This is a genomic window from Acidiluteibacter sp. (genome assembly GCF_055129545.1).
The window spans coordinates 59,272-83,578 of record NZ_JBSRUB010000026.1 but is presented as its reverse complement, the minus strand read 5'-3'; the positions used below and the strand labels follow the sequence as shown (position 1 = coordinate 83,578).

General features: G+C 35.6%; 28 protein-coding genes. 20 read left to right on the top strand and 8 right to left on the bottom strand.

Annotation, left to right across the window (positions count from 1 at the left end; translation table 11 throughout):
- Nucleotides 1-77 precede the first annotated feature (77 nt).
- Together ACTB0X_RS12850 and ACTB0X_RS12845 are read left to right on the top strand one after the other, a co-directional pair.
- Entirely contained in the window at nucleotides 78-539 is a 462-nt protein-coding gene (locus tag ACTB0X_RS12850; protein WP_463025440.1) for an RrF2 family transcriptional regulator, read from the top strand.
- 112 nt (nucleotides 540-651) lie between these two features.
- Nucleotides 652-2,226 (top strand): SulP family inorganic anion transporter, encoded by a 1,575-nt coding sequence (locus ACTB0X_RS12845; RefSeq protein WP_463025439.1) that lies wholly within the window; start codon nucleotides 652-654, stop codon nucleotides 2,224-2,226.
- Here ACTB0X_RS12845 and ACTB0X_RS12840 read toward each other — a convergent pair.
- Nucleotides 2,223-3,146 carry a LysR family transcriptional regulator gene (locus ACTB0X_RS12840; protein WP_463025438.1) on the bottom strand — a complete coding sequence of 308 codons (924 nt, stop codon included), beginning with the start codon at nucleotides 3,144-3,146 and terminating at the stop codon, nucleotides 2,223-2,225. The two genes, ACTB0X_RS12845 and ACTB0X_RS12840, sit on opposite strands and share 4 nt — an antisense overlap.
- A gap of 96 nt (nucleotides 3,147-3,242) precedes the next feature.
- Between ACTB0X_RS12840 and ACTB0X_RS12835 the strand changes: the two genes are divergently transcribed.
- Genes ACTB0X_RS12835 through ACTB0X_RS12820 form a run of 4 tightly spaced genes read left to right on the top strand, consistent with a single transcriptional unit; the run spans nucleotide 3,243 to nucleotide 6,138 of the window.
- Nucleotides 3,243-4,679, top strand: a complete 1,437-nt coding sequence (locus ACTB0X_RS12835) for an NADP-dependent isocitrate dehydrogenase (protein ID WP_463025437.1) — start codon at nucleotides 3,243-3,245, stop codon at nucleotides 4,677-4,679.
- Nucleotides 4,680-4,699: 20 nt separating this feature from the next.
- Nucleotides 4,700-4,894: a hypothetical protein gene (locus ACTB0X_RS12830; protein WP_463025436.1), complete on the top strand. Its 195-nt coding sequence runs from the start codon at nucleotides 4,700-4,702 to the stop codon at nucleotides 4,892-4,894.
- Complete coding sequence (locus ACTB0X_RS12825; protein WP_463025435.1) at nucleotides 4,884-5,180, top strand: hypothetical protein; 297 nt, start codon at nucleotides 4,884-4,886, stop codon at nucleotides 5,178-5,180. Before ACTB0X_RS12830 ends, ACTB0X_RS12825 begins: the two co-directional genes overlap by 11 nt.
- Nucleotide 5,181: 1 nt before the next feature.
- Entirely contained in the window at nucleotides 5,182-6,138 is a 957-nt protein-coding gene (locus ACTB0X_RS12820; protein WP_463025434.1) for an L-threonylcarbamoyladenylate synthase, read from the top strand.
- A gap of 144 nt (nucleotides 6,139-6,282) precedes the next feature.
- Here the strand turns inward: ACTB0X_RS12820 and ACTB0X_RS12815 are convergent, their stop codons facing one another.
- A complete protein-coding gene (locus ACTB0X_RS12815; RefSeq protein ID WP_463025433.1) occupies nucleotides 6,283-7,023 on the bottom strand; it encodes a DUF4197 domain-containing protein in 741 nt (246 codons plus the stop codon).
- A gap of 192 nt (nucleotides 7,024-7,215) precedes the next feature.
- On the opposite strand from ACTB0X_RS12815, the gene ACTB0X_RS12810 reads away from it, so the two are divergent.
- From ACTB0X_RS12810 to ACTB0X_RS12785, 6 genes are all read left to right on the top strand, one after another.
- Nucleotides 7,216-7,623 carry a potassium channel family protein gene (locus ACTB0X_RS12810; RefSeq protein WP_463025432.1) on the top strand — a complete coding sequence of 136 codons (408 nt, stop codon included), beginning with the start codon at nucleotides 7,216-7,218 and terminating at the stop codon, nucleotides 7,621-7,623.
- The gene (locus tag ACTB0X_RS12805; protein ID WP_463025431.1) at nucleotides 7,616-8,485 is read left to right on the top strand and encodes a LytR/AlgR family response regulator transcription factor; all 870 of its coding nucleotides are present in this window, start codon (nucleotides 7,616-7,618) and stop codon (nucleotides 8,483-8,485) included. The genes ACTB0X_RS12810 and ACTB0X_RS12805 overlap by 8 nt, the downstream gene beginning before the upstream one ends.
- A gap of 110 nt (nucleotides 8,486-8,595) precedes the next feature.
- The gene (locus ACTB0X_RS12800) at nucleotides 8,596-9,231 is read left to right on the top strand and encodes a DUF2306 domain-containing protein (protein ID WP_463025430.1); all 636 of its coding nucleotides are present in this window, start codon (nucleotides 8,596-8,598) and stop codon (nucleotides 9,229-9,231) included.
- 23 nt (nucleotides 9,232-9,254) lie between these two features.
- Entirely contained in the window at nucleotides 9,255-10,484 is a 1,230-nt protein-coding gene (locus tag ACTB0X_RS12795) for a hypothetical protein (protein ID WP_463025429.1), read from the top strand.
- Between the two features lie 135 nt (nucleotides 10,485-10,619).
- On the top strand, nucleotides 10,620-11,387 hold the full coding sequence (locus ACTB0X_RS12790) for a hypothetical protein (RefSeq protein ID WP_463025428.1): 768 nt from the start codon (nucleotides 10,620-10,622) through the stop codon (nucleotides 11,385-11,387).
- Complete coding sequence (locus ACTB0X_RS12785) at nucleotides 11,384-11,983, top strand: DUF1684 domain-containing protein (RefSeq protein ID WP_463025427.1); 600 nt, start codon at nucleotides 11,384-11,386, stop codon at nucleotides 11,981-11,983. The genes ACTB0X_RS12790 and ACTB0X_RS12785 overlap by 4 nt, the downstream gene beginning before the upstream one ends.
- Nucleotides 11,984-11,993: 10 nt before the next feature.
- Here ACTB0X_RS12785 and ACTB0X_RS12780 read toward each other — a convergent pair whose 3' ends face one another.
- Nucleotides 11,994-12,242: a DUF4235 domain-containing protein gene (locus tag ACTB0X_RS12780; protein ID WP_463025426.1), complete on the bottom strand. Its 249-nt coding sequence runs from the start codon at nucleotides 12,240-12,242 to the stop codon at nucleotides 11,994-11,996.
- Nucleotides 12,243-12,535: 293 nt separating this feature from the next.
- On the opposite strand from ACTB0X_RS12780, the gene ACTB0X_RS12775 reads away from it, so the two are divergent.
- From ACTB0X_RS12775 to ACTB0X_RS12760, 4 genes are all read left to right on the top strand, one after another.
- On the top strand, nucleotides 12,536-12,889 hold the full coding sequence (locus tag ACTB0X_RS12775) for a helix-turn-helix domain-containing protein (protein ID WP_463025425.1): 354 nt from the start codon (nucleotides 12,536-12,538) through the stop codon (nucleotides 12,887-12,889).
- Nucleotides 12,883-14,172, top strand: a complete 1,290-nt coding sequence (locus ACTB0X_RS12770; RefSeq protein ID WP_463025424.1) for a type II toxin-antitoxin system HipA family toxin — start codon at nucleotides 12,883-12,885, stop codon at nucleotides 14,170-14,172. The genes ACTB0X_RS12775 and ACTB0X_RS12770 overlap by 7 nt, the downstream gene beginning before the upstream one ends.
- Nucleotides 14,172-14,711 carry a methylated-DNA--[protein]-cysteine S-methyltransferase gene (locus tag ACTB0X_RS12765; protein ID WP_463025423.1) on the top strand — a complete coding sequence of 180 codons (540 nt, stop codon included), beginning with the start codon at nucleotides 14,172-14,174 and terminating at the stop codon, nucleotides 14,709-14,711. Before ACTB0X_RS12770 ends, ACTB0X_RS12765 begins: the two co-directional genes overlap by 1 nt.
- A 148-nt stretch (nucleotides 14,712-14,859) precedes the next feature.
- Nucleotides 14,860-15,936, top strand: a complete 1,077-nt coding sequence (locus tag ACTB0X_RS12760) for an alkene reductase (RefSeq protein WP_463025422.1) — start codon at nucleotides 14,860-14,862, stop codon at nucleotides 15,934-15,936.
- A gap of 67 nt (nucleotides 15,937-16,003) precedes the next feature.
- Here the strand turns inward: ACTB0X_RS12760 and ACTB0X_RS12755 are convergent, their stop codons facing one another.
- Entirely contained in the window at nucleotides 16,004-16,375 is a 372-nt protein-coding gene (locus ACTB0X_RS12755) for a hypothetical protein (RefSeq protein ID WP_463025421.1), read from the bottom strand.
- A 140-nt stretch (nucleotides 16,376-16,515) separates the two neighbouring features.
- Here ACTB0X_RS12755 and ACTB0X_RS12750 point away from each other — a divergent pair, with 140 nt between their 5' ends.
- A complete protein-coding gene (locus ACTB0X_RS12750) occupies nucleotides 16,516-18,114 on the top strand; it encodes a peptide chain release factor 3 (RefSeq protein WP_463025420.1) in 1,599 nt (532 codons plus the stop codon).
- Here the strand turns inward: ACTB0X_RS12750 and ACTB0X_RS12745 are convergent.
- A complete protein-coding gene (locus tag ACTB0X_RS12745; protein ID WP_463025419.1) occupies nucleotides 18,111-18,914 on the bottom strand; it encodes an alpha/beta hydrolase in 804 nt (267 codons plus the stop codon). The two genes, ACTB0X_RS12750 and ACTB0X_RS12745, sit on opposite strands and share 4 nt — an antisense overlap.
- A gap of 184 nt (nucleotides 18,915-19,098) precedes the next feature.
- On the opposite strand from ACTB0X_RS12745, the gene ACTB0X_RS12740 reads away from it, so the two are divergent.
- From ACTB0X_RS12740 to ACTB0X_RS12730, 3 genes are read left to right on the top strand one after another with little or no spacing between them, the layout of a single operon-like run.
- Nucleotides 19,099-20,517 (top strand): thioredoxin-like domain-containing protein, encoded by a 1,419-nt coding sequence (locus ACTB0X_RS12740; protein ID WP_463025418.1) that lies wholly within the window; start codon nucleotides 19,099-19,101, stop codon nucleotides 20,515-20,517.
- Nucleotides 20,507-21,160 carry an SCO family protein gene (locus ACTB0X_RS12735; RefSeq protein WP_463025417.1) on the top strand — a complete coding sequence of 218 codons (654 nt, stop codon included), beginning with the start codon at nucleotides 20,507-20,509 and terminating at the stop codon, nucleotides 21,158-21,160. Before ACTB0X_RS12740 ends, ACTB0X_RS12735 begins: the two co-directional genes overlap by 11 nt.
- Entirely contained in the window at nucleotides 21,150-21,371 is a 222-nt protein-coding gene (locus ACTB0X_RS12730) for a hypothetical protein (protein WP_463025416.1), read from the top strand. The genes ACTB0X_RS12735 and ACTB0X_RS12730 overlap by 11 nt, the downstream gene beginning before the upstream one ends.
- On the opposite strand, the gene ACTB0X_RS12725 is transcribed toward ACTB0X_RS12730, so the two are convergent.
- Genes ACTB0X_RS12725 through ACTB0X_RS12715 form a run of 3 tightly spaced genes read right to left on the bottom strand, consistent with a single transcriptional unit; the run spans nucleotide 21,361 to nucleotide 24,307 of the window.
- Nucleotides 21,361-22,152 carry an ABC transporter ATP-binding protein gene (locus ACTB0X_RS12725; RefSeq protein WP_463025415.1) on the bottom strand — a complete coding sequence of 264 codons (792 nt, stop codon included), beginning with the start codon at nucleotides 22,150-22,152 and terminating at the stop codon, nucleotides 21,361-21,363. The two genes, ACTB0X_RS12730 and ACTB0X_RS12725, sit on opposite strands and share 11 nt — an antisense overlap.
- Nucleotides 22,149-23,171, bottom strand: coding sequence for a FecCD family ABC transporter permease (locus ACTB0X_RS12720; RefSeq protein ID WP_463025414.1), 1,023 nt, complete (start codon nucleotides 23,169-23,171; stop codon nucleotides 22,149-22,151). The genes ACTB0X_RS12725 and ACTB0X_RS12720 overlap by 4 nt, the downstream gene beginning before the upstream one ends.
- Nucleotides 23,172-23,173: 2 nt before the next feature.
- Nucleotides 23,174-24,307, bottom strand: coding sequence for an ABC transporter substrate-binding protein (locus ACTB0X_RS12715; RefSeq protein ID WP_463025413.1), 1,134 nt, complete (start codon nucleotides 24,305-24,307; stop codon nucleotides 23,174-23,176).

Sequence of the window (24,307 nt, the reverse complement as noted above, 5' to 3'; positions counted from 1 at the left end):
AGTGCTATAAAAAAAGGCTCGAGTAATCGAGTCTTTTTTTTTGAATTGACTACAATTCGATATTCAATTTTTATTTAATGTCTAATTTCGCATCCATGTTATCTAAAAAGACCAAATACGCCATCAACGCGTTAGTTTATCTAGCAAAAAACAATGATGGCTCTCCTATCCCAATTGGTCAAATAAGTGCAGATCAAAACATTCCACACAAATTTCTAGAATCAATATTATTGGCACTGAAGAATGCCACTATATTGAATAGCAAAAAAGGAAAATCTGGTGGTTACTTGCTCAATAAATCTCCAGAAGAAATCGACATGGCTGAAATAACTCGCTTGTTCGATGGAGCTGTCGCTTTACTTCCCTGCGTCACCTATCGATTTTATGAACGATGTGAAGAATGTGTGGACGAAGAAACCTGTGGCATTCGAGAAGTATTCTTAGAAATCCGAAACGAAACAGTGAATCGATTAAAAGGTGCGACACTTTCAGATATAATCGCCAGAGAAAATCGATTAAAAACTCTACCTAAAGGTTAAACGTTAATAAAGGAACGTTTAAGGTTAAAAAAAAGAAATCACTTCACTTTTTTTAACTATATTCATTAACTTGTTTACATGATATTTGTAAAAATGAAAACCCCTAAGAACTATGATTAATTCAAAATACTTTAAAACTGATATACTTTCTGGTCTAGTGGTTTTCTTAGTTGCACTGCCTTTATGTTTGGGAATTGCATTGGCTTCTGGTGCACCTTTATTTTCAGGAATTATTGCAGGAGTTATAGGAGGAATTGTTGTTGGCGTTTTTAGTAATTCTCAAATTAGTGTCTCAGGCCCTGCTGCCGGTTTAACTGCGATTGTTCTAACAGCCATAGCCACCTTAGGTGGTTTTGAAGCATTTCTTTTATCAGTTGTATTAGCTGGAGTATTCCAATTGCTATTGGGATTTTTAAAAGCAGGTTCTATCTCTAACTATTTCCCTTCCAATGTCATTGAAGGCATGTTAGCAGCAATTGGGATCATTATCATTTTAACTCAATTGCCTCATGCAGTTGGATATGACATTGAACATGAAGGGGATTTCTTTTTCATTGACAAGACTATGAGCCACAATATTTTCTCAGATATCATTGATGCAGTTAACTTTTCGCATCCAGGAGCGATGGCTGTGAGTATTATCTCTGTTTTGATATTAATTGCTTTTGCAAACATAGAATCATTAAAGCGACTAAAACTATTGCCTGGGGCTTTAGTTGTGGTAGTAGCAGGAACTTTAATCAACCAAGCCTTCACAGCATTCTCTCCTGAGTTTGCGATCAGTCAAGAACATTTAGTAAACCTTCCAGTACCGGAATCATTTAGTGCGTTTATTGGACAATTTAGAACACCTGATTTTTCAGCAATTACCAATATTGATGTATGGATTGTAGCCATTACCATTGCCATAGTTGCAAGTATTGAAACCTTATTATGCATTGAGGCGGCTGTTAAAATGGATCCTTTAAAGCGATTTACCAATTCGAATACAGAACTAAAGGCCCAAGGAATTGGAAACATTCTTAGCGGTTTAATTGGTGGAATACCAATGACATCTGTTATTGTAAGAACTTCAGCCAATGTAAACTCAGGCGGTAAAACAAAGGTTTCAGCGATTGCTCACGGAATCTTTTTATTCAGCGCAGTAGTTGCTATTCCATTCATATTAAATAAAATACCTTTGGCTAGTTTAGCGGGTGTTCTAATTATGATTGGATACAAGTTGGCTAGCCCATCCATTTTCAAAAAGATGTGGAAAAATGGGAAGTATCAATTCATTCCATTTGCGGTTACGGTAATAGCTATAATTTCAACCGATCTATTAAAGGGAATTGGTATTGGTTTGGTGGTTAGTGTTTTCTTCATTCTAAGAGACAATTTAAAGCTCGCATACTTCTTCAATAAGGAAGACCACCAAGAAGGAGAAACAATTCACATCAAACTAGCTCAAGAGGTTTCCTTCCTAAATAAGGCGGCCATTAAACAAACTTTATATGAAGTCCCTAAAGGATCTAAAGTAGTAATTGATGCTGAGCAAACAGTTTATATTGACCACGATGTATTGAATCTAATTGATGATTACTTGGAATTTGGATCTAAGGACAAAGAAGTGACCGTTGAATTAAAGGGATTAAAAAAGGAATACAGCATTGAGAATACTTCTCATATCACCTTGATAGAAAACTAATACCTTTCGTACCAATCAAAGTAGTTCGTAATAATATCACTCTTGTGAAGTCGAATATAATCGACAAAAGCTTGGGCAGTTGGAGAGAAATTTTTTCCTTTTAACCAGATTAAATTCCAATTAGAAATAATCGGGAAATGCTTGACTGGAATAATTTGAAGAGTCTCATTTTTAAGCTCATTCTTAATCCCAATTAAAGGCATTATCGAATACCCCAAACCTGCAATTACAGCTTGCTTAACAGCCTCATTGGATGTTAACTCCATTGTTTTTCGAACTGGTAGGTTGTTCTGCTTAATAAACTTTTCCATCACACTTCTCGTACCGGAACCTTCCTCTCTATAAATTAATGGCAATTCGTTCAGAATATCATAGGAATAGGGCTTTTTTCTAAAAGTCTTTTCTGTATTCCCTATTAAGTACAATTTATTTTGCATCAATTCAACCGATTCAATTTTGAGATTTTCTGGCAAAACAGAAACCAAGGAAAAATCAACTGAATTTTGCTCTAAACTTTGAATTACCTTCGACTTATTGGTAACATCTAAAGACAATTCTATGCCGGGATTTTCTTTCAGGAATTGAGTTAAAAAGAAAGGCATTACATATTTTCCAGTGGAGACAATGGACAAAATCAGTCGACCTGCTAATTGGCCTTTGTGAGCCATCGTTTTATAATTAATGGCGTTGACTTCATTAATAATATTTTGAGCAGCTATAGCAATCTCTTTTCCAAATTCGGTCACAAATAGTTTCCTTCCGACTACCTCTGTAAGTGGAATATCAAATTGGTCTTGAAAATTTTTTAACTGAATTGAGACCGCTGGTTGAGTTAAATGAAGCTCTTCAGATGCCTTCGTAATACTCTCAAATTGTGTCACTTTTAGGAATACTTGCAATTGATGCAATGTATAGTTCATAAATAATTTTTATAGTTTTCATTACAAATATAAATAAAATTATATGATTAGTTTATCCAATATTTGCACCATCAAATTAATCTAAAAATAGACACAATGACAAGAATCACCATTGCAAAAGGAGATGGAATCGGACCAGAAATAATGGATGCAACCGTAAACATTTTGAAAGCTGCCGGCGCTCAAATTGAATTGGATGAAATTGAAGTCGGTGAAAAAGTTTACTTATCCGGAATTACCTCAGGAATAAGAAATGAGTCTTGGGATATCATTCGCAAAAATAAAGTATTCTTAAAAGCACCCATCACCACTCCACAGGGTGGTGGTTACAAAAGCTTGAATGTGACCACCCGCAAATTTTTAGGATTGTATGCCAATGTAAGGCCTTGCATGAGTTTGCACCCATTCGTATCGACCAAGCACCCGAAAATGGATGTGGTGATTGTGCGAGAAAATGAAGAAGATTTATACGCAGGAATAGAGCATCAGCAAACGGATGAAGTCGTTCAATGTTTAAAACTAATCAGCCGACCAGGCTGCGAAAAGATAGTTCGATATGCTTTTGAATATGCCAAGCAATATGGTAGAAAAAAAGTGACTTGCATGACCAAAGATAACATCATGAAGCAAACAGATGGACTTTTCAGAGCCGTGTTTAATGAAGTTGCTTTGGAGTATCCTGAAATAGAAAACGAACATTGGATTGTAGACATAGGATCAGCGAAACTCGCCGATACTCCTGAGGACTTTGAAGTAATAGTGACGCTAAACCTTTATGGCGATATGATTTCAGACATTGCCGCTCAAATTACTGGCTCAGTTGGCTTAGCGGGCTCATCTAATATTGGTGAAGAGTGCGCCATGTTCGAAGCCATCCATGGTTCTGCACCTATGATTGCCGGTCAAGGAATAGCTAACCCAACAGGTTTAATCGAAGGAGCTATTTTAATGCTTAACCACATCGGCCAATCTAATGTAGCACAGAAAATTAAAAACGCATTACTTACAACTATTGAACAAGGAATTCATACTGCAGATATCTATAAAGAGAACATCAGCAAGAAGAAGGTTGGAACCAACGAATTTGCTGAAGCAGTCATTCAGAATTTAGGCAAGTTACCTTCTACCCTAACTCCGGTCGATTTTAAAAATGGAGCAGCGTTAGTATTGCCTGCCTATGTGAAGAAACCATCAAAAGCCAAAACGCTACTAGGAATAGATGCCTTTGTGCATTGGAATGGATTGGATCCAAATGAGATTGCTGAAAGTCTTCAAAAATTAGATGGAGGATTATTGCAACTAAAAATGATTACCAACCGAGGAATCAAGGTGTGGCCTGATGGATTTAAAGAAACCTTTTGCACAGACCACTGGAGGTGCAGGTTCCAAAATGAAAATCAAACTGATGTAGGTAATGAAGAAATCTTAAAGCTTCTTCAAAGTGCAATGGAGAATCAAATTGACGTCGTTAAAACTGAAAACCTTTACGCTTTTGAAGGCCAACCTGCCTTCTCATTGGGTCAAGGACAATAATTCATTTAAAAACAAGCAATATGCCATTTAGAAAAGAATTAAAAAGGATGAAAATCGCAGTTTCTTGGGTTATCGGAGGGTTATTACTCACCTTCTATGATCCTCAAAACTTAGTTTTTCAAGCATTCCTAGGAATGGGAATATTATTCATCGCAATGATGTGGAAACGATTACAATTTAAAACAACTTCAAAAATAAACAACCATGGAAAGTAATAGAACATTTAAGTTAATTGAGGGACAATATGACACTGATGATGCAGGAAGAATATTAGTGGCGCTAATCAGCAATAAAATAAAATACCACGATGTAGAAGCTTTTAGAATTCAAGAACGATCTAATGGTAATGTGAGTCATTCAGAAAAAAGAGTGAAAGAACTCACAGTCATAAAAGATGAAATAAAACAATTAGTGATAGATGCAGCAGAAAAAGGATTAGACTTTAAAATAAATTGCAACATCAATATTGAACTTGTACCCGCAAAACAGTTGGCTGAATAAGATGGCAGCCCTCATCTCTAATTCAATTGAACAAGCTGCGGAAGTATTAAATAATGGAGGCGTTGTTGGAATCCCAACAGAAACGGTTTATGGGTTAGGCGCCTCCATCTATAACGAAAGTGCATTAAGGCAAATTTTTCGATTGAAAAAGCGTCCATCTAACAACCCATTGATTGTGCATATTTCAAGTTACGATCAGCTAATGAGTGTGGTGGAGGTATTTCCTGAAAAAGCTAAAATACTAACTGATGAATTTTGGCCAGGTGGACTAACCATTGTGCTGCCAAAGCAAAAATCAATCAACTCCATTATTTCAGCAGGCAATGAAACCGTTGCAGTTAGAATGCCTAATCACCAAATGACCAAAGAATTAATAAAGTTGGTGGGTCCAATTGCGGCACCAAGTGCCAACCCGTATGAACGAATTAGTCCAACCACTGCAAATCAAGTAGCTAAGTACTTTCCGTCAGGATTGCCGCTAGTTTTAGATGGTGGTGACTGCGAAAAGGGATTGGAATCTACTATTGTGGGATTCGAAAACGATGAAGCGGTAATTTATCGTTTAGGAGCGGTAACCATTGAAGATATAGAGAAAATCATTGGTAAGGTAAAAATATATACCGATTCTTCAGCTAAAATAGTGACTCCAGGGATGTCTAAAAAACACTACGCTCCCATCACCAAAACAATTGTTTCTAAAGAAATTGAAAGTATCATTGAAGAGTTTAAAGAACAAAAAATTGGTGTACTACACTTTAGCGAAATGACTTTATCTGATCATGTCATCGCGAAACAACTTTCTCAGAAACAATGTATAGAAGAAGCTGCTAGCAATTTGTATCAGTGCCTTCAATATTTAGATGGCTTAAATTTGGACTTCATTTTAATAGAACCACTACCTGACAAAGGTTTAGGAAAAACCATCAACGATCGTCTGAATAGAGCCGCACATCTGTAATCTTTTCAATTTAAATTGATGTTTTTATTGACAATCAAATTACTAAATTAGAATTCACTCTTCTAATTCACATACCTGTTACTCCATTCATCAGAAATTAAACTCAAGGTTGGGCTCCTTTTGCGGACTCACTTCATTTTTTAATTATTCCGCTTTACTTGCAGCATAATCAAACACTTTTTTCAAAATAGAAGTAGTTCTTTCCAACGGATTTTCTCGTATAGCTTCTTCTTCTTTTGCGATGTTTAAAAATAAACCATCTACAGTTTTGTTCGTCACGTAATTGGTTAAATCTCCATTTACTTTAGTTACAAAAGGGATTTTATTGTAGATATCAGTGACATCAGACCAATATTTGGTGGCATTTACTTTATCTAAGGATGCGCTAATCTTGGGCGAAAACTTTGCCACCAGTTCTGCTGTAGTTTTACTTTGTAAATACAAGGTCGCTGCATTTTTTCCGCCAAACAAAATGTTCTGAGCATCAGCAATAGTCATAGAAGTGATGGCATTCACAAACAATGGAGAGGCCTCAATAACGGCATCCTCTGCGGCTCTATTTAAGGTAGTTTCTACTTGATCAATTTGATTGCCTAGGCCAATATCTCTTAGCGTATTGGCTACTTTTTCATACTCCTCCGGAAAAGGAATTCGAACCGCAGGATTATCCAAAAATCCGCCTTCTTTGCCCAATTTAGCTACTCCTTCCTTTGTTCCTTTAATTAAGGCCTCTTTCAAACCATTACCCATTTCCAATTCTGTTGGGATTACAGAAGTAGGCTCTTCTAAAACTGCTCTACCTAGTTCACCTACTAGGGGCTGCAAAGTCTCACAACTCACTAAAAATAAGGAAGAAATACCAAAAACAATAACACTCTTTTTCATGGGTGCAAGATATGTAGTTTTTATTAATCGATTCATTAGAAATCTATCAATGGCAATACAGAGCGGATAAAGCGCATGTTAAAGTTTCATTGCTATTATTTACTCTTAAAATCTATTTAAAACTTTTTTTTCTGTTGCTTGCAACACTGGAATCACTGAATTACATTTGAAACTCACTATTAGAATTTCTAAATGATCTTTTTCCGAACTCTCGTTTCCTTTTTAAAAAATGACGATTACAGAGATTTATTAATTACCACATTTATAATATTAGCTGCTGGTACAGTTGTTTATCATTTTCTTGAAGGTTGGGATTGGATAGACAGCATCTATTTCTCCATCATCACACTTACCACAGTTGGATATGGTGATTTCTCTCCTCAAACAGCAGAAGGTAAAATATTTACTATCTTTTATATTATTGTAGGTATAGGAATCATTTTGAGTTTTATCAATACAGTTTACAACCACTACAGTGATGTAAAATCTGAAGACAAAGACAAAAAGAAGAAGCGCTATCGACGTCGACGTTCTTCTTCAAGTGAAAATTATAAAGACACTAATTATAACCATTCAGATACTAAAATAAAGCATGATTAAAACGCTCAAGGCTCCTTATCCTATTGAAACCTCAAAGACTAAAAAATGGAAACAGTCTATATTGATGAGCAGTTTTGTTTTTCTTTTTCTCTATTTTTTTCAACCCTTTGGATTGAATACTTTACCTTCAGGAATTCTTGAATTAACATTGGGATACGGTTTTACGTGTTTTATCACAATGGCCTTTTTAAACATCTTATTTCCTACTCTTTTTCGAAACTACTTTAGTGAAGAAAAATGGAATGTTGGTAAACAGTTGTTTTGGTCTATTGTAAATGTTGCAGTAATTGGCTTAGCCAACCTACTCTATTCCAACTATGCAGGAATTGCCAATCTTTCTATTTCGAATTTAATGACATTTGAAGGTTACACGATTGCCTTAGCCGTCTTTCCATTGATCTTATTCATTTTTGGTAACCAAAAGATTCTTAATACTAAATTTGAAAAATCGGCATCACTCATTAACTCCGAAATAATTGAATTTCCAAAAGTTAACAATCACTCTAACGACAATCTAATCACATTAGAGTCTGAAACAAAGGCGGACAATTTAATATTAGATCCGACTGATTTATTTTACATTCAGTCTACAGATAATTACCTCACTGTTTTTTATCTAAAAAACAATCAACTGACTTCTACTCTTATTCGCAACACGCTAAAAACCGTTGATGAACAATTGAAAGATTACAGTCTATTTTTTAGGTGCCATAAAAGCTACCTGATAAACCTTGAAAAGGTCAACCATATTTCAGGTAATGCACAAGGTTTTAAACTACACTTGCAAAACATTAAGGAGTTAATTCCGGTGAGTAGATCACACAACAATACCATTAAAGATCGCCTTACCATTCGTCCCTAAACTTTGCATTTGAGTATTTTCATTTGCTATACCTCCCTAAAATTGCAGTTCACCCCAAAAGACTTGTCAGGTGATTAAATCACTTCCATATTTGCTAAAAACATACAAATATGGAAACCATTGTAAACATTTCACTCATCTTCCACATTGCTTCTGGCTTCACAGCATTAGGCAGTGGACTAATTATCTTCATTCTAAAAAAGGGGAATAAACAACATCGAAAAATTGGTAGCGTTTTTTTCTTTTCAATGCTAATGGTTGTTTTAACAGCATTCATCATTTCAATTTTAAAAAACAACCCATTCTTGTTTATGATAGGGATCTTTTCATTGTTCATGAATTACAGTGGATATAGAAGTATCAAAAATAAAACACTCAAGCCAAACAAACTAGATTGGTTTGTTTTATTGCTGGGTTCAATCAATATGATTGTGATGATATACACGCTAAACATTATCTTGATGATATTCGGAGGAATTAGTATCAGCTTGGTGATTGGAGATCTCAGAATATTTATAAAAACAACTCGTGGTCAAGAAATTCCAAAAATGACTTGGTTGAGAAGGCACATTGGTATGATGATGGGAACTTATATTGCTACCATTACAGCATTCATTGTTACTGCAGGTCCAAGAACTGATTGGTATGCTAGTATAAATCCACAGTGGTTGCCTTGGGTTTTACCTTCTATTATCCTGACTCCAATGATCATCTACTATTCAAGAAAGTACGCAGGTAAAAATTAATATAACTCTTAAAACTTCACATCATGAAAAGTTTGCATTTCGTTCTATTTTTTCTGCTTATTTATTCTGCTCAATCACAGACTTATATTGAGGGTGGAAAAACACGTCATCGTTTTGCACAAATGACCGTAGGATTTGACTCTAAAGTCAATATAGGGAATGGCACCTCCTCTTATCGACTGAATTCTAAAAATGAATTGGAAAAATTTAAACTAAATGATCAATATAGTTCTAGACTGGTCATAGGGGGAACACACTTTTGGGGGCATGCCGATTTTTATATTGCAATACCAATAGCTAATTGGAATTCAAGTGGTTTTGATGCAGGAGTAGAAACTGGATTTCGATATTTCCCTTGGCAAATTAAACACAATAAAATCCGACCATTTGTTGGTACAGCTTTTTTAAGTCACAATTACCAACAAGGAAATGGAGTCACTTTAACACGATTCAAGTTTCCACTAACTGCAGGTTTAATCTACAATAAAGGCAATCATCTTTTCGAAATTGGAGCTGGGTATAATTTTCAATCAAAAGAAAAATACTACATCAGCACAGCACAAACTGCACAAGTTTCAACTCATCGTGTTTGGTTGTCTATAGGTTATAAATGGATGATAGAAACCACTGTTAGCGCTGAAAAAGACTGGGAAAGTGGTCGAACTAAAATGGTGACTGATACATTGGCTAGAAGAAAAAAATTGAATGGATTCACTTTCGGCGTTGGTCCTTCGTCTGCATTTTATACAAAAACTTCTGATCATAATAAGTTTGCAGCTCCATATGCAGATAATCATAAAGTAACTGTATTTGCTGAATTTGGATTGGGTTATTATTGGCACAAGCCCGACCTGCACGTTCAATTAGCTTACAGACAAAATAAGAGTGAACTAGAAGCTTATGATTTTAATCAAACTGTTAGTCGAAGAGCATTCACATTAGAAGCCTATAAATTCATTGGTGATTACCACGGTTTTGCCCCATTTATTGGACCTGCAATTAGTTATGAGCAACTTACAGTTAATCAAACTCAAGCGAATAAAAAAACAACTGGTGATTTTAACGGAATTAAACCCGGTATCACAGTCGGTTGGGATATTCGACCAAATCGTTTGCAAATGTTTTACCTGCGAACTCATTTGAGGTATTTCCCAAATTTGAATGTAGGAATGAATACAGGTAAAACAGTTTCATTGGATCAATTTGAATTTAACTTTATTGAATTAGTAGTATTTCCAGGTCGTTTGTTCTAAAAAGTTTAAGCTGCTATATTTCGACTTTAAACTGAAATTCGACTTACATAATTGATGTTTCACAGAATTTATAAGTGGAATTAATTGGATTTGATTTAACTTTGAATTCACTATTAGTTAAATAAAGCTCATTCTTTGAATATATTTCGCAAGTTTTTCACTCTCGTATTTTTTTCACTCTTCATCCATCAAATAGGAATCTGTCAATCCGTTCTAATCAATAAGGACGGTGGAAACCCTGAGAACTCATCTATCTTAGAATTGCGCTCAACTGACAAAGGTTTTCTAGCGCCAAGAATGCTCGATTCAGAAAGACTTTCCATTTCTGCTCCTGCAACTGGATTATTGGTTTTTCAAACCAATGGATATAAAGGTTTTTATTTTTACAATGGAGCTGTTTGGGATACCCTCGGAGGTGCTACTAATGTCACCTATGTTAGTAATGTTGTCAATGTATCTAATTCGGGAATTACTTTGATTAGTGATATAAAACCTGTTAGCACCAATGGAGGAAAATTCACGAGTGGAGCGTGGCAGAAAAGAGATTTAAATGCCATAAGTGGTGACCTTGCAAATGTTAGTTTACTCAACGACACTATAAGTATTGATTCTGGTATTTACTTGATCACCATTAGTGCACCTGCATTTGAGGTTGATGAGCATCAAGCTAGATTATTCAACGCTACAAAAAACTCGGTATCCGGATCAGGTACCATGAGTTATTCCAATAAGTTTGCCTCATCTTCCAGTCAATTATCTATTATTGTGGAAGTCGGCATTGGCGGAGAGCTATTCATAGTGCAACACAAGTGCACAACAACTAGTCTTCTAAACACTGGATTTGGTAAAGGAAGTACTTGGAGTGAAAACGTTTACACACAGGTTCAAATTCAAAAATTATGAAAATTGTTTGTCTAGGAGTTTTGACTCTTTTCTCATCATTTGTTTTTTCTCAATCCAAATTTGATGGTGCAAAAGCCTTTCAAGACAAACTAAATATAGAGTATGCCGACTCATTGCATTCCCCGCTTAAACCAGAAGATCGTTCAAAATTCACAGAACTTCCCTTCTATCCTATTGATACCAATTGGGTAATTAATGCAGCGATAGAACGAATTATAGATGAGGATGCATTTGAAATGGAAACAACTACTGATCGTTTGCCAGTGTATTCTCCCTATTATAGAGCTACTTTCAGTATTGATTCCATCCCGGTTTCATTAATGATTTACCAATCTGAAGATTTAAAAACTCGAGAAGGATATGAGAATTACCTATTCCTTCCATTTACCGACGCTACCAATGGTTCAGAAACCTATGGAGGAGGCCGCTACATTGATTTAAAAACGGTTGAATCAGATTCTATATTGATCGATTTTAATCGAGCGTATAATCCTTATTGTGCCTACAACAGCAAATATTCTTGCCCGATTCCTCCTCGAGAGAACGACATTAATATTCCGATTAAAGCAGGTGTGAAATATGTTGCAAAAGATTAAACTCCCTTTTCTAATCGTATATTTTCTCTAATTGCTGATTGGCTGTTCGTTCAGTAATTAGTTTAAAAACTCCCAATACTGCTCCAGCTGCTGCTGCATATGCAATTGCCTGCGGCCATGTTTGATTGTTCAAAGGATTATCGGGCTCCTCCGGTATTGGTCTTTTCTTTTCTATTAATTTTTCGGCTACTTTTTTCAAGGCAAATGCACTTAATATGGCAATCCCATTTACTAGTATCTTCTTGGTGTCTTTATCCATGATGCGTTTCTTTTTGTTTCTATATTAACTATAAAAGTTAAACCAAAAACAAAAATCCCTTATAAAATACTGATTACTATTAAATTAATTATTTCTACCCGATTAAGGTTTGGCAAATGATGTGGAATAATTGGTACAGCTATAGACACACTTTTCTTGCATTATAAATCATACATTAAGTCATTAAAATAATCATTACGAATGACTACTCATTCATATTGCATAATTAAATTTAAGAATATTATGCGTATCTTTGAATGAGAAATAATTCACTAGAAAGTTAAAGTTTAATAATGAACGATAATTCATACATAAATTGGAATGCCTATACCGATAAAGGGCTCTTAGAACATATTGGTCAGTTTATCAGATATCAGCGTCTACAACAAAACAAAACTCAGTCAGAAGTTTCTACTGCTGCTGGAATTAGCCGGTCTACGCTTAGTTTGTTAGAACGAGGAGAAACAGTAACAACGACTACTCTACTTCAAGTGTTGAGAGTCTTGAATTTATTGCACTTACTATCTATTTTCAATATTGAGAAAACAGTTAGTCCTATTGCCATTGCGAAAGCACAAGAAAAAGAGCGTCAGCGAGCATCAGGAGGCAATATTGCTGAAGAACCTAAAGGAGAATGGGAATGGTAACAGCTGCATTTGTATCTATTTGGGGAAAACGCGTTGGGGCAATCAGTTGGAATCCTGAGGAAGGAATTGGAAGTTTTCAATATGAGGCCAACTTTTTAAAAACGAATCAAGATTTAGCGCCTATACTTATGCCAATCAGCCAAGGTCGGAGCGTATATTCATTTCCTAGTTTGAGAAAAAATGAAACCTTTAAGGGATTGCCTGGATTGATAGCAGACACTCTACCTGATAATTATGGAAACCAACTAATCAATGCTTGGTTAGTTAAAAACAATCGACCAGTAGATAGTATGAATCCTGTGGAACAGCTCTGTTTTATTGGTGAACGAGGAATGGGTGCGCTTACCTTTGAACCAAGTAAAATGCCAAAACTCACAAATAACTTCGACTTAGAGGTAGATAGTTTGGTGAATATGGCTCAAAAGGTATTGGGACAACGCCAATCATTTTTGACCAATTTACAAGAAGATGAACTGAAAGCATTACAAGATTTATTGAAAATTGGTACTTCTGCTGGTGGTGCTCGACCAAAGGCCATTATTTCATTTAACGAGACTACTGGCGAAATAAAGTCAGGTCAAGCTAAAACTGACGAAGGTTTTGAACATTGGTTATTGAAGTTAGATGGTGTTAGCGACGCTCAATTTGGCAATACCAAAGGATACGGACGAGTAGAAATGGCTTACTATTTAATGGCTAAGGCTTGCGGAATTGAAATGATGGAATGTCGTTTACTAGAAGAAAATGGCAGAGCACATTTTATGACAAAACGGTTTGACCGAAGCATAGATGGAGAAAAGCACCACATTCAAACCTTTTGTGCGATGCGACATTTCGATTTTAATGAGGTCAATAGTTTTAGCTACGAACAGCTTTTTGAAACCATGAGAATGTTGCGTCTCCCCTATCCACAAGCGGAACAATTGTTTAGAAGAATGGTATTTAATATTTTGTCTAGAAATTGTGACGATCACACCAAAAACTTTGCATTTAGACTCAAACAAAATCAAGCATGGGAGTTAGCTCCAGCTTATGATATTTGCCACGCTTATCGGCCTGGAAGTATTTGGGTTAGCCAACATGCGCTAAGCATTAATGGAAAACGATCTGACTTTACTAGAGCTGACATTTTAACCATTGCCGAATCAATGAATATTAAAAAGCCGAATCTCATTATTGATGAAATCAATGCGGTTGTTCAAGATTGGTCTAAATATGCTAAATTGGTTAAAATATCTGCTCCTTTAAGAAAAGCAATCGAGCAGACTTTAATCCAATTGTAATGACCCAATCCATTCAAGTACAAGAATACCAATCTCCTTTTGGAACGTTGTTAATTGGCTCTTTTAAGGAAGAACTTGTGCTCTGCGATTGGAAATATCGTAAAATGCGAGCGGTAATTGACCAGCGGATTCAAACTGCTACGAATGCAACATTTGAAGACTCAACTTCCGATTTAATTCAATTAACAATCAGACAATTAAAAGAATATTTTGATGGAAATCGAAAAGAACTTGATATTCCAGTAAAGTTGATTGGGACACCTTTCCAACAAACTGTTTGGAGAGAATTACTTCAAATTCCATACGGTAAGACTCAATCCTACATTCAATTATCCAACCAATTGAAAAACCCTAAAGCGATCCGTGCGGTGGCCTCTGCAAATGGGGCAAATGCCATCTCTATTATTGTTCCTTGTCACCGAATAATTGGCAGTGACGGAAAATTAGTGGGTTACGCAGGTGGATTAGCTGCAAAGAAAAAACTGCTAACTCTTGAAAATGAGCACTTATTTTCCAAACAGATCTCATTGTTTGAATAGGTTCTGACATTTTTATTACAACCTTATTTTCATTGTATTTATAAATAAAGTTCACTTAACAAAATTTAATACCAAATAGATTATCAGCTGATGTAAAATTTATATGTTTGTACAATAAATGTATATACATATAAATTAAAACACAGATATGACGCTTTTTAGTAAATATAAAAAAGACAATTTAGAATTAAAGAATAAGGTAGTGATGGCTCCAATGACGAGAAGTCGATCAACAGCAAGTCACATACCTACAGATATAATGACCACGTATTATGAGCAACGTTCAGGAGCTGGTTTAATCATTACCGAAGGAACTGCACCATCTCCAAATGGTGCAGGCTATCCTAGAATCCCCGGCATATATAATGAAGCACAAGTAAAAGAGTGGAAGAATGTGACTGAAGCTGTTCACAAAAGTGGTAGTAAGATATTTGTACAGCTGATGCACACTGGTCGAGTGTCGCACCCCGGTAATATGGAACAAGGAACCACTATACTTTCAGCCTCTGCAATCGCCCCAACCGAAACAAAAATGTATGTTGACGGTGAAGGACAAATGGAAATGCCAGCGCCGAAAGAAATGACGGAAGCCGAAATTGAAAGTACGATAGAAGAATACGTATCTGCATCCAAGAATGCTATAAAAGCAGGTTTTGATGGTGTTGAAATACATGGAGCGAATGGTTATCTAATTGAACAATTCACAAATGCAGGAAGTAACCTAAGAACGGATAAATGGGGTGGCTCTTTAGAGAATAGAAGTCGATTTGCAATAGAAGTAACAAGACGAACTATTGAAGCTATTGGGAAAGAAAAAGTAGGAATTCGATTTTCCCCGAATGGAGCAATGAATGATATAGCACCATTTGAAGGGCAAGAAGAAACTTACAAATACTTAGCAGACAAAATGAATGAACTGGGAGTTACATATGTTCACCTAGTGAACCATGAAGCAATGGGAGCTCCAGCACTACCTATTGAAATTAGAGACTACTTTAGATCCAATTTCAATGGAACGTTAATTTTATCTGGAGGCTATGATAAGAAAAGTGCAGAAGCAGATTTAGATTCAAATAAAGGAGACTTAATTGCTTTTGGACGCCCATTTATTTCTAACCCTGACTTAGTTGAACGAATGAAGAATGATCAAAAGCTTTCTGATCCAAATTTCGATACTTTCTACACTCCGGGGGCAGAAGGATATATTGATTATCCAAAAGCTTAAAAAAGTAGATGAATAAAAAATCAACGGCTCTTTTAGAATTTAAAAGAGCCGTTTTTAGTTTAAATATTTATTGTTTTTTAATTCGATAAGCATATTGTTTATCTACTCCATCAATTATCACATTTTCAACGATAAGTGCCTCTCCTCCTATTATTTCTGAAAATTGATTCATGCAATCCTCAACGACACTTTGTTCACTAAAGCAATACACTTCAAATTTTGCTTCACCAGTTTCGTTATTCATTACATCTACCCCTTTTGAAATCAAATCTTCTGTAATGAATTTATATTCTTGACTAGTTAATTTAGGTAATTCGAAATTGACCTCTTCCACTACTTGAACTTCTTCCTTCACTTCTTGATTAGTTGCTTTGTCACCACATGAAGACATCACAACAATAGCCGCTAATACTAGCGTTTTTCCTAAATACTTTACCATAGTTAATTTTTTTTCGAAAATAATAAATTTTACTCCATTTATAGTGATGGCTTTTTACCTTTTATTAAACAAGTTTTTCATTCATTTGGTTAACAAACTCCTTTTCAAATTTCGTAATTTTGCGTCCTCAAAATAGCCACATGAAGTTACAAGAAGAAATCAGTAAAAGAAAAACGTTTGGAATTATTAGTCACCCTGATGCAGGGAAAACGACTTTGACTGAAAAATTGTTGCTTTTTGGTGGGGCGATTCAAACAGCGGGAGCTGTAAAAAACAATAAAATTACCAAGTCTGCTACTTCGGATTTCATGGAAATTGAAAAACAGAGAGGAATTTCTGTCGCTACCTCTGTGATGGGATTTGAGTACAAAGGCAAATTAATCAATTTATTAGATACTCCTGGTCACAAGGATTTTGCGGAAGACACTTACCGAACATTAACAGCCGTAGATAGCGTAATACTTGTAATTGACTGTGTGAAAGGTGTAGAAACACAAACTGAACGATTGATGGAAGTTTGTCGGATGCGTAACACTCCGGTAATCGTGTACATCAATAAAATGGACTTGGATGGACAAGATCCTTTTGATTTATTGGATGAATTGGAAGAGAAATTAGACATCAACGTACGTCCGCTAAGCTGGCCAATTAGTATTGGACCTACTTTTAAAGGAGTGTATAATTTGGTAGATAAAAATGTAAACTTATTTAGCTCAAATAAAACTAAAATAGAACGTGACATCGTTACCATTAGCGATTTGTCTGATCCTAAACTGGATGAGTTAGTGGGTAAATATGCCAATCAATTGCGAGAAGACGTGGAGTTGATTGAAGGCGTATATGAACCGTTCGATAAAAACGAGTATTTAGAAGGTCGAATTGCACCAGTGTTTTTCGGAAGTGCGGTGAACAATTTCGGAATTCGTGAAATGTTAGACACTTTTATAGAAATTGCTCCTAATCCAAAAGCAAGAGAAGCAGAAGGAAAAGAAGTGTTGCCAACTGATGAAAATTTTAGCGGATTTGTGTTTAAGATTCATGCCAATTTAGATCCAAATCACCGTGACCGTATCGCGTTTTTAAGGGTTTGCTCAGGTACATTTGAGCGGAATAAATTCTTTCACCACGTTCGATTGGATAAGAAAATGCGGTTCAATAACCCGACGAGTTTCATGGCTCAAGAAAAAAACTTGATTGAGAAAGCTTTCCCAGGAGACGTAATCGGATTGTACGATACGGGTAATTTTAAAATTGGTGACACATTAACAGAAGGAGAAAATTTTATGTTCCAAGGTATCCCTTCTTTCTCTCCTGAAATATTCAAGGAAGTAATCAACGCAGATCCAATGAAAACAAAACAGTTGGAGAAAGGAATTGCGCAATTAACAGATGAAGGTGTAGCCCAATTATTTACTCAACGAATGGGAAATAAAAAATACATCGGAACTGTTGGTGAATTGCAATTTGAGGTAATTCAGTATCGTTTAAAGCACGAGTATGGTGCGACTTGTAACTTCCATCCAATGAACTTTTACAAAGCATGTTGGATCACTTGTGATAAAAAAGATATTCTAGAAGAATTTGTTCGATTGAAGTCCAACTACATCGTTTACGATAAGGATGAAAATTTGGTGTTTTTAGCACAAACTAGAGGAGTATTACAAATTACCATGGACAATTATCCAGACATTAACTTCCACTTTACCTCTGAAATGAATAAAGCGGCTTTATACGCTTAATTTAAAACTGTTGCTATAGCCTTTTTGTACTCAGGAAAACTCATCAAATCATTGTGAGTGCCACCATCAATGGACACAAAAGTCGCTTTTGGGTGCAATGTACTTAATTTCAATGCTGAGTTATACGGAACTTGTTTGTCTTCCGTACCGTGAAATAAATAGATCGGGCAATTCACTTGATCCAAATAACGATCAGTTCTGAATTTGTATTTTGTAATTAGATCAGCAGGCAAGTAGGCTTTATGGCAACGAATTAAGTCAATAAAGTTGTAATAAGGAGTTTCTAAAATTAGGGCTTTGGGCTGATTTCTGTTGGCCAATCTAGCCGCAATACCCGTCCCAAGAGAATAGCCATAAATAATTATATTGGCTTCATCGTATTCCTTCATCATTTCTTGGTAGATGATTTTTGCATCACGTTGCAAGTCTCGCTCTCTTCTTATTTTCCCATCACTTTTCCCAAAACCTCTGTAATCAAAAAGTAGAATATCATAGCCATATTGAGTTAAATGTTGAATTTCCTCCCCATAATATTTTACATTTTCAGCATTTCCATGTAAATAAAATATCAACCCCTTTGGTTGATCAACCTTAAAGTGAATCGCATTTAATTGAACGGTCTCACTAACCCTAAACCAACGTTCAATAAATGGGAGTTCAAAATGAAATTTAAACTCTTTATTTAGTTTTACTGGATTGAATATTAAGGCCTCTTGCAACAAATAGAATCCAAATATAATCCCAAAAATAATTGCGATAATGCAGCCAATAATAAGTGTAATCCAAAGGGGCGTAGCCATGATTCAATAATACTGATTAAATGTGAAATTGGTCGTCAAATAGTGCATCCAATTGGAATTATTAAGGACATCAATTGTGCCATTCCTTATGAACTCCTCTACTCCAACAAATCAGCTGTTAACGTTCGTTAATTTGGCAATATAGAACTGATAAATCGTAAATTTGGTTGTAAATGAATTTTCTATGATGAACTCAAAAGCACTACTATCATTCATTCTTGTGGCATTTTCGATACAGCTCTCTGCCCAAGACTCCTACAAATTGGATTTTAAGATCAAAGGCCTTCAAGATTCTATAATATACCTTTCTAATTATTATGGTGGTGGGCAATATTATAAAGATACCGCATTAGTAAAAGACGGTAGTTTCACCTTTACCGGAAATAAGCCATTAAAAGAGGGCATGTATTCTTTGGTTGCTAATAATAGGCGGTATTTTGATTTTTTTGTTGACAAGCAAAAATTCAGTATGTCAACAGATACAGCCAATATGATTCAAAATATGAAGATTCAAGGCAGTCCTGAAAACACCTTGTTTTACGAATACATGAATTATTTGACAAGCCGTCAAAAGTTAATGGCCAATTATCGAACACAAGCTATTGATTCCTCATTAACTAAAAAAGAAAAGTCGAAAATTGAAAGTCAAATGACCGATTTAGACAAAGAAGTGAACACTTATCGAAGTACTTTCTTCGAAAAAAATAAGGATGCTTTTACTGTTAAATTTCTATTGGCTATGGAGTACCCAACTGTTCCTGAGGCACCCAAAAACAAAAAAGGAGAAATAGATAGTTCATTTGCTTACCATTATACTAAATCTCATTTATTTGATCACATAGATTTTAATGACGAGCGGTTTTTAAATAGTCCTGCTTACCATGAAAAAATGGAGTATTACATCAGTAAACTAACTCCTCAAATACCTGACAGTATAATTGTTGCCGGTGATTATTTATTGAGCAAAGCGACAAATCCTGAAATTTTTCGATACACCTTGAGTTACATCACTTCCACCTATGAGAAGTCTGATTATATCGGTATGGATGCCATTTTTGTGCACATGGCCCGAAAGTACTACTTAACCGGAAAAGCAGACTGGGTAAATGAAAAGCAATTAAAAAAGATAGAAGAAAGAACAGATGCTTTGGAACCTTTATTAATTGGAAAAAAGGCGCCCAACATTATTGTGAAAGATCCTTCTCAACAGAAGTATTTACAATTGTATGATGTAAAAGCAAAATATACCATAGTATACATTTGGTCTCCTGACTGCGGACATTGTAAAAAATCGACACCAGTGCTCAAAAAAATCTATGACAAATATAAAAGTGAAGGCTTAGAAGTATTTGCAGTTGGAAATGATTTTGAAAATGAAAAGTGGTTGGAGTATATCAAAGACAATAACTTGGATTGGATTAATGGATCTGACGGTGGTGAATTCACGAGTAATTTTAGACACCTTTATGATGTATACAGCACGCCTCAAACTTATTTATTAGATAAGGACAAGAAAATATTGATTAAGAAGATTGAAGTAGAAGCATTAGATGATTATATCGGACAATTGATCAAACAGGATAAAAAGGTTGATGGGAAATAAAGCAGGATTACTAATTAGTGTAGGGATCATGGTTATTGGTATGTTCATCGCCTACTTTATGTTAGACAAAGAACAACCGCTAAAAATATACAGTCCGAAAGATTTAAACCCTAAATTAGTAGACGAAGATCAGCGTGATACCTTTCGAAATCATAAAATTCGTGATTTCAAATTAGTGAATCAAGACGGCGATACTGTAACCAATAGCTTCCTTGAAAATAAGATTTATGTAGCAGATTTCTTTTTTACCACCTGCCCTACTATATGCCCTGTGATGAGCAACCAATTGGAGCGGGTTCAGAAAGCCTTTGCTGAAGATACCAACTTCAAAATCGTATCCCATACCGTTCAGCCTGAATATGATTCTGCTAAAATATTGAAGGAATATGCCAACTTACATCAAGCAAATCTTGACCAATGGACTTTTTTAACTGGCGACAAAGCAGAGATTTATAGTCTGGCAAGAAAGTCGTATTTTGCAGTTACCACAGAAGGTACTGGAGGAGTGAATGACTTTATTCATACCGAGAATTTTATATTAATAGATCAAAAAAAACGAATTCGAGGGTTTTATGATGGAACTTCTGAAACGGATGTGGATCGATTAATTTCGGATATCAAAAAACTAAAAAATGAAGGCTAAAACCATCGGAATTTTTATTGCCATTGCTTCTCTCTTATTTAGTTGTAATCCTTACAAAGGATTTAAAGGTGTGGACAAAAAAGGAATGGGAAGAAAACCACCAAGCGTGGAAGTATCTGATGGATATCAAAAGGATCAGAAAATAGGAAAGCGTAAATATAAGCGTGAAATGAAGCGCAGAAGGCGAGACTATGGTGCTCCTACAAAGTAGTTTTTAATTGGAAGGTTCTGGAAATCGGATCGAATCTTACCTTATCACTAATAAAAGCCTGTTCAAATAATTTATTCTTAATCGCTTCGTTGGGTGTAGTTTCTATCAATTGATGATTGGAATTAATCAACCAGATTTTGTCTGCAGCTTGGAGGGCTAATTCCACTTGATGTGTAGAAATAACAATTGTTTTATTCTGCTCGGTGCACAACCGCATCAATAAACTAAATATTTCAGCCTTGTTGATTAAATCCAAATGATTCAAAGGCTCATCCAACAGTATTAATGGGGTTTGTTGAGCTATTGCTCGAGCGATAGAAACCTTTTGTTTTTCTCCATCACTCAAATTGCTATAAAAACGATCTTTTAGATGAAGTACACCGCAACTTTCCATCGCTTCATGGACTATTTGATTGTCTTTTCCGGTCATTTTCGCCAACCAATTGGTGAACGGATAACGTCCAAAAGCCACCAAATCAAAAACAGAAATTAATCCAATTTGAATTCGATCAGTCAACACCAAACTCATCTGCGCAGCCAAGTCGCGAGTAGAGATAGTAGAAAGCATATACCCATTGATCAATATTTCTCCAGAAATAATTGGAATTTCTCCTGAAATAGATTTTAAAAGGGTCGACTTCCCCATTCCATTTTCACCAATTAAGCAAATAAATTCACCTTCAGAAACCGTGACATTTATAGGAGCCATAATTGCACAAGCACCTTTCTTGTGACCGTATCCCACTAAAGTAGATTTCAATTGAATGACTGGCGTTTTCATAGGCTATTTGATATTTTTTTCTGCCCTAAAACCATCCAAAATATTATTGGCACACCTAAGATAGCAGTAACTGAATTAATAGGCAAAACCAAGTCTGAACTAGGCACATGAGCGATAAAATCACTCAATAACATAAAATTGATGCCCATTAAGATCGAGGCTGGAAAAAGCAGTTTAGAATTCGCCGTTTGAAACCAGATTCGACACAAATGAGGCACCACAATTCCAATAAACCCAATTGGCCCGCAAAATGCCGTAATACAACCAGCCAATAAGCCCGTGCTTAGTATAATCCATAATCTACTGCGAGATAAGTTCAATCCCATGCTTTTGGCGTATCCTTCTCCTAATAACAATAAGTTTAATGCCTTAATATTAAAAGTCCCAATCAATAAACCAATGAGTACAACAATTGAAATGACAGTAATTTCTTCATAGTTCACTGCATCCAAACTTCCCATTGTCCATATAATAAAAGTCTTCAGTTGATCAGCAGAACTAAAATACTGCATGACTCCTATTAAAGCTGTTGTAAATGATCCCAACATTATTCCCACAATCAATACGGTCATTATATCTTTCACTTTCACAGAAATCATGAAAACAATCAACAAAATTAGCAAAGCACCAATCGTAGAAGCTAAAGCCAATGTCCAACTGCTGTAGACAAATGTAGTCACTGAAAAGAGCCCTGCACCCATTACCAACAGTGAGATTCCTAGGCTTGCCCCAGAACTTATTCCCAATATATAAGGACCAGCCAAAGGATTTCGAAACAGTACTTGCATTTGTAATCCACTGATTGAAATAGCAGTTCCGCACAATATAGCAGTTAGGATTCTTGGAATTCGACTATTCCAAATGATGGCATCAAAAGCGATAAACTCACTCCCAGATCCGGAAAGCACAGATAAAACATCGGAAAAAGGAATGGTCACTGATCCAAATGTTACATTCAAAACCATTAGGATTGGAAGTAACCCAATTAGCAATCCCCATTTTATACCGTTGGATTTCAAGACTAATTTAGTTTTTGGTAGTAATTAAACACATGATTTGGATTGATGTCGGGATGAAATATATGTACCAAATCTGCTAGAATATAATCAGGGCGAGCTGCACCAGTCTCCCAATAATCGTTTCCATAGTATGAAGTCAATGTTTTGGTATTGTTGTAAATTTGTTTATTGAGATATGCTTCAAACAATTCAAATCGTTCATCCGCCTCAGAGATCTCTTGAAGTGTTTGAAAATTTGACACATTCAACCAATAATCTGCGGTTAACGCTTTTGACAAAACGACCTCAAAGTCCAAGGAAAGACTTACATTTTCTTTGTTATCTTTCCATAAATATTCAGCTCCAGCATCCTTAAACAAAGTTGCTTGAAAGGAGTTTCCACCCGGAACAAACCAAGTTCCTTTCCATGGCGCAGAAGAAAATACAGTTGGTTTTTTCGCTACACCTTCTACCTCTTTTACTAACTTCAAGTAATTCGATTCTATCACAGCAAAAATACTATCCGCTTGTTTTTGCTTATTGTAGATTAATCCAAACACTTTGATCCACTCTGCTTTTGCTAAGGGAGTTTCTTCCATGTATTCGGCATTGATAAGTAGTTTTTGCCCAAAGCGCTCCAACTCCATTAACTGCTTCATTGATTTCGCATCTATGGCAAATCCCATGATTAAATCAGGATTCAATAACACTGTTTGCTCTACATTCAAGGTTGGTTCGCCCAAATCTTTTATGTGTCCTTCATTTGTTCGATTGTAAATTAAACTGTCATAGATTGTATTTTTTCCACTGATCGCAACGATGGAATTGCGTTCCTCCAAAAGCTTTATAAACGGGATATAAGTGGAGGAAAGCGCCGCCATTCGTTTTACCGGCGATTGAATTAAAACAGCTTCGTTAGATGGCAATTGAAATGAATCAGTATAAACGATGTATTCAAATTGTTGATTGTTTCCTTTGAAAGAATTCAAAATTTTCAACTTCGAGTAACCATTAAAATGAATTATCTCAAAACCTTTGGCATATTTAATAGATTCAGAAACTCCATTTGAATCAGTTCCAGAATCTATTTTTTTCTCAACAGTAGAACTACAACCATAAATGAAGGTGATGCAACAAAAAATAAAAAAACGATTCAT

Bases quoted from the DNA above. Each gene is read 5' to 3' on its own strand.
- ACTB0X_RS12835 (WP_463025437.1), top strand. From the start codon at position 3,243: ATGACAAGAATCACCATTGCAAAAGGAGATGGAATCGGACCAGAAATA.
- ACTB0X_RS12735 (WP_463025417.1), top strand. From the start codon at position 20,507: ATGGGAAATAAAGCAGGATTACTAATTAGTGTAGGGATCATGGTTATT.
- ACTB0X_RS12850 (WP_463025440.1), top strand. From the start codon at position 78: ATGTCTAATTTCGCATCCATGTTATCTAAAAAGACCAAATACGCCATC.
- ACTB0X_RS12750 (WP_463025420.1), top strand. From the start codon at position 16,516: ATGAAGTTACAAGAAGAAATCAGTAAAAGAAAAACGTTTGGAATTATT.
- ACTB0X_RS12800 (WP_463025430.1), top strand. From the start codon at position 8,596: ATGGAAACCATTGTAAACATTTCACTCATCTTCCACATTGCTTCTGGC.
- ACTB0X_RS12730 (WP_463025416.1), top strand. From the start codon at position 21,150: ATGAAGGCTAAAACCATCGGAATTTTTATTGCCATTGCTTCTCTCTTA.
- ACTB0X_RS12715 (WP_463025413.1), bottom strand. From the start codon at position 24,307: ATGAATCGTTTTTTTATTTTTTGTTGCATCACCTTCATTTATGGTTGT.
- ACTB0X_RS12765 (WP_463025423.1), top strand. From the start codon at position 14,172: ATGACCCAATCCATTCAAGTACAAGAATACCAATCTCCTTTTGGAACG.
- ACTB0X_RS12775 (WP_463025425.1), top strand. From the start codon at position 12,536: ATGAACGATAATTCATACATAAATTGGAATGCCTATACCGATAAAGGG.
- ACTB0X_RS12760 (WP_463025422.1), top strand. From the start codon at position 14,860: ATGACGCTTTTTAGTAAATATAAAAAAGACAATTTAGAATTAAAGAAT.
- ACTB0X_RS12780 (WP_463025426.1), bottom strand. From the start codon at position 12,242: ATGGATAAAGACACCAAGAAGATACTAGTAAATGGGATTGCCATATTA.
- ACTB0X_RS12810 (WP_463025432.1), top strand. From the start codon at position 7,216: ATGATCTTTTTCCGAACTCTCGTTTCCTTTTTAAAAAATGACGATTAC.
- ACTB0X_RS12825 (WP_463025435.1), top strand. From the start codon at position 4,884: ATGGAAAGTAATAGAACATTTAAGTTAATTGAGGGACAATATGACACT.
- ACTB0X_RS12740 (WP_463025418.1), top strand. From the start codon at position 19,099: ATGATGAACTCAAAAGCACTACTATCATTCATTCTTGTGGCATTTTCG.
- ACTB0X_RS12805 (WP_463025431.1), top strand. From the start codon at position 7,616: ATGATTAAAACGCTCAAGGCTCCTTATCCTATTGAAACCTCAAAGACT.
- ACTB0X_RS12755 (WP_463025421.1), bottom strand. From the start codon at position 16,375: ATGGTAAAGTATTTAGGAAAAACGCTAGTATTAGCGGCTATTGTTGTG.
- ACTB0X_RS12815 (WP_463025433.1), bottom strand. From the start codon at position 7,023: ATGAAAAAGAGTGTTATTGTTTTTGGTATTTCTTCCTTATTTTTAGTG.
- ACTB0X_RS12795 (WP_463025429.1), top strand. From the start codon at position 9,255: ATGAAAAGTTTGCATTTCGTTCTATTTTTTCTGCTTATTTATTCTGCT.
- ACTB0X_RS12820 (WP_463025434.1), top strand. From the start codon at position 5,182: ATGGCAGCCCTCATCTCTAATTCAATTGAACAAGCTGCGGAAGTATTA.
- ACTB0X_RS12785 (WP_463025427.1), top strand. From the start codon at position 11,384: ATGAAAATTGTTTGTCTAGGAGTTTTGACTCTTTTCTCATCATTTGTT.
- ACTB0X_RS12725 (WP_463025415.1), bottom strand. From the start codon at position 22,152: ATGAAAACGCCAGTCATTCAATTGAAATCTACTTTAGTGGGATACGGT.
- ACTB0X_RS12745 (WP_463025419.1), bottom strand. From the start codon at position 18,914: ATGGCTACGCCCCTTTGGATTACACTTATTATTGGCTGCATTATCGCA.
- ACTB0X_RS12840 (WP_463025438.1), bottom strand. From the start codon at position 3,146: ATGAACTATACATTGCATCAATTGCAAGTATTCCTAAAAGTGACACAA.
- ACTB0X_RS12830 (WP_463025436.1), top strand. From the start codon at position 4,700: ATGCCATTTAGAAAAGAATTAAAAAGGATGAAAATCGCAGTTTCTTGG.
- ACTB0X_RS12770 (WP_463025424.1), top strand. From the start codon at position 12,883: ATGGTAACAGCTGCATTTGTATCTATTTGGGGAAAACGCGTTGGGGCA.
- ACTB0X_RS12845 (WP_463025439.1), top strand. From the start codon at position 652: ATGATTAATTCAAAATACTTTAAAACTGATATACTTTCTGGTCTAGTG.